General features: G+C 72.1%; 6 protein-coding genes and 1 pseudogene. 3 read left to right on the forward strand and 4 right to left on the reverse strand.

Features of this window, described 5'->3' with window-relative positions; genetic code table 11:
• Positions 1 to 151 precede the first annotated feature (151 nt).
• Genes GUY61_RS32350 through GUY61_RS32360 form a run of 3 tightly spaced genes read right to left on the reverse strand, consistent with a single transcriptional unit; the run spans position 152 to position 3,296 of the window.
• Entirely contained in the window at positions 152 to 985 is an 834-nt protein-coding gene (locus tag GUY61_RS32350; protein ID WP_166633890.1) for a sugar phosphate isomerase/epimerase, read from the reverse strand.
• The gene (locus GUY61_RS32355; RefSeq protein WP_166633891.1) at positions 982 to 2,142 is read right to left on the reverse strand and encodes a dihydrodipicolinate synthase family protein; all 1,161 of its coding nucleotides are present in this window, start codon (positions 2,140 to 2,142) and stop codon (positions 982 to 984) included. The genes GUY61_RS32350 and GUY61_RS32355 overlap by 4 nt, the downstream gene beginning before the upstream one ends.
• Complete coding sequence (locus GUY61_RS32360) at positions 2,139 to 3,296, reverse strand: Gfo/Idh/MocA family protein (RefSeq protein ID WP_166633892.1); 1,158 nt, start codon at positions 3,294 to 3,296, stop codon at positions 2,139 to 2,141. The genes GUY61_RS32355 and GUY61_RS32360 overlap by 4 nt, the downstream gene beginning before the upstream one ends.
• Before the next feature lie 247 nt (positions 3,297 to 3,543).
• Between GUY61_RS32360 and GUY61_RS32365 the strand changes: the two genes are divergently transcribed.
• Complete coding sequence (locus tag GUY61_RS32365; protein ID WP_166633893.1) at positions 3,544 to 4,443, forward strand: hypothetical protein; 900 nt, start codon at positions 3,544 to 3,546, stop codon at positions 4,441 to 4,443.
• Between the two features lie 59 nt (positions 4,444 to 4,502).
• On the opposite strand, the gene GUY61_RS32370 is transcribed toward GUY61_RS32365, so the two are convergent.
• Positions 4,503 to 4,778, reverse strand: coding sequence for a DUF6807 family protein (locus GUY61_RS32370; RefSeq protein ID WP_398957684.1), 276 nt, complete (start codon positions 4,776 to 4,778; stop codon positions 4,503 to 4,505).
• On the opposite strand from GUY61_RS32370, the pseudogene GUY61_RS32375 reads away from it, so the two are divergent.
• Together GUY61_RS32375 and GUY61_RS32380 are read left to right on the forward strand one after the other, a co-directional pair.
• Positions 4,733 to 5,121, forward strand: a pseudogene (locus tag GUY61_RS32375) (transposase); the annotation flags it as partial. The gene GUY61_RS32370 and the pseudogene GUY61_RS32375 overlap by 46 nt on opposite strands.
• Positions 5,122 to 5,503: 382 nt before the next feature.
• Positions 5,504 to 6,568, forward strand: a complete 1,065-nt coding sequence (locus GUY61_RS32380; RefSeq protein WP_166633894.1) for a LacI family DNA-binding transcriptional regulator — start codon at positions 5,504 to 5,506, stop codon at positions 6,566 to 6,568.
• Positions 6,569 to 6,630: the final 62 nt, after the last annotated feature.

Below are 6,630 nucleotides of genomic sequence, written 5' to 3' on the forward strand. Positions count from 1 at the left end.
TCCCTCCCCGGAAGTCCCGACGCACAGTACGACCGACGACCCCTGGAATGGGTTGCACGCGGATACGGAAAATTTTCCCGGCGGTTTCGGAGGACGGCGCGGCACTCGGCCGAAGGCCGTCCCGTCCCCCGTCGCCTGCCGCGGAGGCGGGTTACAGCGCGTGCTCGCGGAACCGCGCCGCCGTCTCCGCCAGGACCTCGCGCCCGTCGCGGGCCCACAGCGTCTCGTTGAAGAGCTCCACCTCGACCGGGTGGCCGGCCCACCCCGCGGCGTCGGCCCGTTCGCGCCACCCGCGCAGGTCGACGCAGCCGTCGCCGAGCTGCCCGCGCCCGTTGAGGACGCCCTCCGGGAGCGGGGTGACCCAGTCCGCGAGCTGGAAGGAGTGGATGCGCCCGGCGGCTCCGGCGCGGGCGACCTGCGCGGGGGCGAGGTCGTCCCACCAGATGTGGTACGTGTCCACGGTGACGCCGACCTGCTCGGCGGGGAACCGTTCCGCGAGGTCGAGGGCCTGGCCGAGGGTCGAGACCACACAGCGGTCGGAGGCGAACATCGGGTGCAGCGGTTCGATGGCGAGGCGCACGCCGCGCTCGCCCGCGTAGGGGGCGAGTTCGCCCAGGGCGTCGGCGATGCGTTCCCGCGCACCGGCCAGGTCCTTGCTGCCGGCCGGCAGGCCGCCGCAGACGAGGACCAGGGTGCCGGTGCCGAGGACGGCGGCCTCGTCGACGGCGGCGCGGTTGTCGTCCAGGGCGCGGCGCCGCCCGTCCGGGTCGGCGGCGGTCAGAAAGCCGCCTCGGCACAGGGTGGTGACGGTGAGGCCCGCCTCCCTGACGAGCTTGGCGGCCGCCTCGACGCCGTACTCCCGCACGGGCTCGCGCCACAGGCCTACACCGGGGACACCGAGGTCGGCGCAGGCGGTGACGAGTTCGGGCAGGCCGAGCTGCCGGACCGTCATCTGGTTGATGCTGAACCGAGCGAGATCGCTCATCGGGCGGCCCCGTACACGCGCAGCAGGGACTTCATCCGGGCCTCGGCCTCGGCCGGGTCGGGGAACAGGCCGAGGGTGTCCGCCAGCCGGTAGGCCGTGGCGAGGTGCGGGAGCGAGCGGGCCGACTGCAGGCCGCCGACCATCGTGAAGTGGTCCTGGTGGCCGGTGAGCCAGGCCAGGAACACGACGCCCGTCTTGTAGAAGCGGGTCGGGGCCTGGAAGAGGTGGCGGGACAGTACGACGGTCGGGTCGAGGAGCTTGCGGAAGCCGCCCGTGTCGCCCGCGTCCAGGACCCGGACGGCTTCGGCTGCCAGCGGGCCGAGCGGGTCGAAGATGCCCAGCAGCGCGTGACTGAAGCCGCGCCCGTCGCCCTCGATGAGTTCGGGGTAGTGGAAGTCGTCGCCGGTGTAGCAGCGCACACCGGCCGGCAGGCGGCGGCGTACGCCGATCTCGCGCTCCGCGTCGAGCAGCGACATCTTGATGCCGTCGACGCGGTCCGCGTGGGCCGTGATGATGTCCAGGAAGGTGCCGGTCGCCGCGTCCAGGTCGGCCGAGCCCCAGTAGCCGTCAAGCGCGGGGTCGAACATGGGGCCCAGCCAGTGCAGGATGACGGGCTCCGTGGACTGGCGCAGCAGCCTGCCGTAGACCTCCAGGTAGTCGTCGGGGGAGGCGGCGGCCGCGGCCAGGGCCCGGGAGGCCATGAGGATGGGCCGGGCACCCGCCTGCTCGGCCACCGCCAGCTGCTCCTCGTACGCCGCCACGACGTCCTGGAGGGTGGCGCCCGGGGCGGTCAGCTGGTCGGTGCCGACGCCGACCGCGATCCGGCCGCCGACCGCCTTCGCCTCGGCGGCGGACCGGCGGACGAGTTCCGCGGCCCCGGCCCAGTCGAGGCCCATGCCGCGCTGCGCGGTGTCCATGGCCTCGGCGACGCCCAGCCCGTGCGACCACAGGTGGCGGCGGAAGGCGAGGGTGGCGTCCCAGTCCACGGCGGCAGGGGAGTCGGGGGACACATCGGCGTACGGGTCGGCGACGACGTGGGCCGCGGAGTAGACCGTACGGGAGACGAGGGGCGCGCCGCCGGGGTTGAACACGGACGGCTCGGTGCGGGGTGTGTACGTGACGAGTTCGCCGCCCGCGTGCGGGAGTCGGATCGTCACAGCGAGATCTCCGGCACGTCGAGGCGGCGGCCCTCGGCCGAGGACCTCAGGCCCAGCTCGGCGAGCTGCACTCCGCGGGCGCCCGCGAGGAGGTCCCAGTGGTACGGCTCGTCGAGGAAGACGTGCCGGAGGAAGAGTTCCCACTGCACCTTGAAGCCGTTGTCGAACTCCCCGTTGTCCGGCACCTCCTGCCACTGCTCGCGGAAGGACTCGGTGACGGGGATGTCCGGGTTCCACATCGGTTTGGGCGTGGCCGAGCGGTGCTGGACCCGGCAGTTGCGCAGACCCGCGACCGCGGAGCCCTCGGTGCCGTCGACCTGGAACTCGACCAGTTCGTCGCGGTTGACGCGCACCGTCCAGGAGGAGTTGATCTGGGCGACCGCGCCGCCCTCGATCTCGAAGATGCCGTAGGCGGCGTCGTCGGCGGTGGCGTCGTACGGCTTGGACCGCTCGTCCCAGCGCTGCGGGATGTGCGTGGCGGTCAGGGCCTGTACGGACCGCACGCGGCCGAACAGCTCGTGCAGCACGTACTCCCAGTGCGGGAACATGTCGACGACGATGCCGCCGCCGTCCTCGGCGCGGTAGTTCCACGACGGGCGCTGCGCGGACTGCCAGTCGCCCTCGAAGACCCAGTAGCCGAACTCGCCGCGCACGGACAGGACCCGGCCGAAGAAGCCGCCGTCGACGAGCCGCTTCAGCTTCAGCAGGCCGGGCAGGAAGAGCTTGTCCTGGACGACGCCGTGCCTGATTCCGGCGGCCTTCGCGAGCCGGGCCAGCTCCAGGGCGCCCTCGAGGCCGGTGGCGGTGGGCTTCTCGGTGTACACGTGCTTGCCGGCGGCGATCGCCTTCTTGACGGCCTCCTCGCGGGCGGAGGTGACCTGGGCGTCGAAGTAGACGGCGACCGTCTCGTCGGCGAGGACGGCGTCGAGGTCGGTCGAGACGCATCCCGGGTCCAGGCCGTGCCGGTCGGCGAGCGCCCTGAGCGCGTGCTCGCGGCGGCCGACGAGGACCGGTTCGGGCCACAGCACCGTGCCGTTCCCGAGGTCCAGCCCGCCCTGCTCGCGGATGGCGAGGAGGGAGCGGACGAGGTGCTGGCGGTAGCCCATCCGTCCGGTGACGCCGTTCATGGCGATCCGCACCGTCTTGCGTGTCACTGGGGTTCCCTCCGCCGGCGATAGTAAGCGCTTTCTATTCTCGAAAATAGCCGCCCTCTCGAGCCCTGTACAGAGCCCGTCCGAGTCCCGTGCGAGGCCTCCTTCGAGCCACGGGCCGGCCCCACGGGCGCACCCCCCGGCGCCGACGCCGACCCCGTCATCACGGCGCCCACTGCCGTAGCACCTTCGAGTGAGCCGGAAGGCAAATGTCAATGGCACACGACAGAGCACCAATAACGTCCGTCACATGGTCAGTTCCTCACATGAGGCCCTCCACCGGATCTTCCAGGAGGACCCCGGAGCAATGCCCCGCGCATTGCAGCAACTGCTGGGCCTTCCGTTCCCCGAGCCCGACAGATCTTTCGTCGTAAGCCCCGACCTCACCGAAATAGCACCCATCGAGCGGCGAGTGGACACCCTGCTCCAAGTCAACACAAAGGAGCAGGGCAGCTACCTGCTGGCCATCGAGTCGCAGTCGCGCCGCGATCCGGACAAGCCCGCCGCGTGGGCCTACTACCTGTCCTATTTGCACGCGAAGTTCAGGCACCAGCCGGTGCTGATCGTGCTCTGTCCCGACGTCACGACGGCCCGCTGGGCCGCCCGCCCCATCACGCTGGGTGTGCCGGGTCACCCGTCCCTGACCGTACGCCCGCTCGTCCTCGGGCCCGACAACACCCCCGTCATCACGGACGCGAGGGAGGCGGCACGGGACGTTCCGATCGCCGTGTTCTCGGCCCTCACACACAGCAAGCGGCCGGATGCCGATGCCATACTGAAAGCGCTGGCCTCCGCTCTCGACACCATCGACGCCGACCAGGCGACGAACTACAGCGAGTTCATCGAAGCCGGACTGGGAAACACGCCGGCGCGGCAGACCTGGAGAGAACTGATGTCCACACTGACCTCCTTCTTCCGTTCTGAAACGGCCGTGCGGGCTCTCAACGAGGCACGCAGTGAAGGCAAGGCGGAAGGCAAGGCCGAAGGCACGGCCGAGGCGATCCTGCGATTCCTCGATGCGCGAGGCCTCGACGTCCGGCCCGAAGATCGGGAACGCATCAGGACCTGTACGGACCTCGAAGCTCTCGACGTCTGGCTGAACCGTGCCGCCACGGTGTCCCGGAGCGAGGACCTGTTCGCGGACAAGTGAGCCGGGCTGGTGTGGGTGCCCGGCAACCGTCGGGCGGCGGCCGCGGGGCGGGCTGGTGGTCACCATCCGCGGGAACTCGGGTATGACTCGGCCCGCGCCCGATCCCATGCGCCGTCCGCGACGACCACGCGGTAGCGGTAGGAGCCTCGCCCTGGGGGCAGCGCGAGCTCGTCGAAGAACGCCCAGGAGAAGGCCACGGACGGGATCGGTTCGGGGCGTACGAACCAGTAAGAGGCGTTGGATCGCCTGCGGGTCCGCGTTGCGGGGGTCGTGGGCGAAGAGCAGGGCCGAGTGGGCGTCCGCGCCGTCGTGCTCGGCGGCGAAGGCGCCCGCACGCCGGCGCTGGTACCTCACCGCCTCCTGGACCATCCCACCCGTCCAGACGCTGCCACTGGATGCGGCACGCGCAAACGGCGTGGTCGGGTGGACACCAACGCCTACCACCTCGCCGCCCGGCGCCTCGGCACCCACGGCAACCCCACCGGCGAACCACACCGGTTCCACTACCACCTCACCGGCACCACCGGCCACCGCGACGCACAGGTCCGCCACGCCCTGACCCGCCTCCTGCGCTTCGCCGCCCGCCGCCACCTCGCCGTCGCCGTCGAAGACCTCGACTTCACCGCCGAGACCACCCGCGAGAAACACGGCCGCCGCAAACGGTTCCGCCGCGCGGTTCCTCGCAGATCGGTGGCGGAAAGCGGGTGTGGAACACGCGACACAGAAAGCGCTTGCCGTACGAGCCTAGGATCAGTGGTGTGACAGGACAAGTCCCGGAGCCGCCCGATCAGTGTGAGGATCCGCCGCCTCTCCGTTCCGCGCGGTGAGAGCATGTGGGGGCCCTGCGATGGGCCGGCGTCCCCGCGAACCCGGCGTACGGGGGGGCTCCGGGCTCCGAGGCGGAGCTGGCAGACGCCGCGCATACCGGGTTGCGCCCCGTCTCCGGGCGCACGCCGCGAACACGGCGGCGGGCGGCGCGCCTGCGACCGCACGGCCCCGCCGGGCGCAGCACGACTACGAGCACGACTACGGACAGCAGGACGAGGAGCGCGGAGGAACCATGACAGTGACCCTGGCCGATGTGGCGGCCCGCGCGAGGGTTTCACCGGCGACGGTCTCCCGCGTGCTCAACGGCAACTACCCGGTCGCGGCCGCGACCCGGGACCGGGTGCTGCGCGCGGTCGCCGAACTCGACTACGTGCTGAACGGCCCGGCGAGTTCTCTCGCAGCCGCCACCTCGGACCTCGTCGGCATCCTCGTCAACGACATCGCCGACCCCTTCTTCGGGATCATGGCGGGCGCGGTGCAGTCCGCGATCGGTGACGCGGAGGGCCGGGCGGGCGGCGAGAAGATGGCAGTCGTCTGCAACACGGGCGGCTCCCCGGAACGCGAACTCACCTACCTGACCCTGCTCCAGCGGCAACGCGCCGCCGCCGTCGTACTGACCGGCGGCGCGGTCGAGGATCCGGCGCACTGCGAGGCCATGGCGTCCAAGCTGCGGCGGCTCGCGGACGGCGGCACCAAGATCGTGCTGCTGGGGCGGCCGCCGCTCCCGGACGACGCCGACCAGGACTCCGTGCTCGCGGCGCTGATGTTCGACAACAGGGGCGGCGCCCGGCGGTTGACGGAGCACCTGCTCAAACTGGGGCACCGGCGCATCGGCTACGTCGCGGGGCCGGCCGACCGGACGACCACCCGGCACCGGCTGGAGGGCCACCGGGCGGCACTGGCCGCGGCCGGTCTCGACCCCGTGGACGAACTGCGCACGGTGCACGGGCCGTACGACCGCGCGTCCGGCTACGAGTCGACCGCGGAGTTGCTGCGCAGGGACCCGGAACTGACCGCGGTCCTGGCCGCCAACGACACGGTCGCGCTGGGCGCGTGCGCCGCGCTGCGCGAGAAGGGCCTGCGGATCCCGGAGGACGTGTCGGTGGCGGGCTTCGACGACCTGCCGTTCAGCATCGACGCCGTGCCGGCCCTGACCACGGTCCGGCTGCCGCTCCAGGAGGCCGGCGCGCGGGCGGGGCGGCTGGCGACGTGCGGGGAGGAGCCGCCGGAGGGCGGCGTGGCGACGGTGGGCGGCGAACTGATGGCCCGCGCCTCGACGGCCCCTCCGCGCGCCTGAGACCTGACCGCCGCCGGCCCCCGGCGGCCCGGCGGCAGCTCCGGCCGGAAGGGGTTCTCGGT

Source organism: Streptomyces sp. GC420, from assembly GCF_009916105.1.
In the GTDB taxonomy this organism is placed as follows: Bacteria; Actinomycetota; Actinomycetes; order Streptomycetales; family Streptomycetaceae; genus Streptomyces.

Coding starts and splice junctions, on each gene's coding strand:
- GUY61_RS32350 (WP_166633890.1), bottom strand. CDS start 985: ATGAGCGATCTCGCTCGGTTCAGCATCAACCAGATGACGGTCCGGCAG.
- GUY61_RS32365 (WP_166633893.1), top strand. CDS start 3,544: ATGGTCAGTTCCTCACATGAGGCCCTCCACCGGATCTTCCAGGAGGAC.
- GUY61_RS32380 (WP_166633894.1), top strand. CDS start 5,504: ATGACAGTGACCCTGGCCGATGTGGCGGCCCGCGCGAGGGTTTCACCG.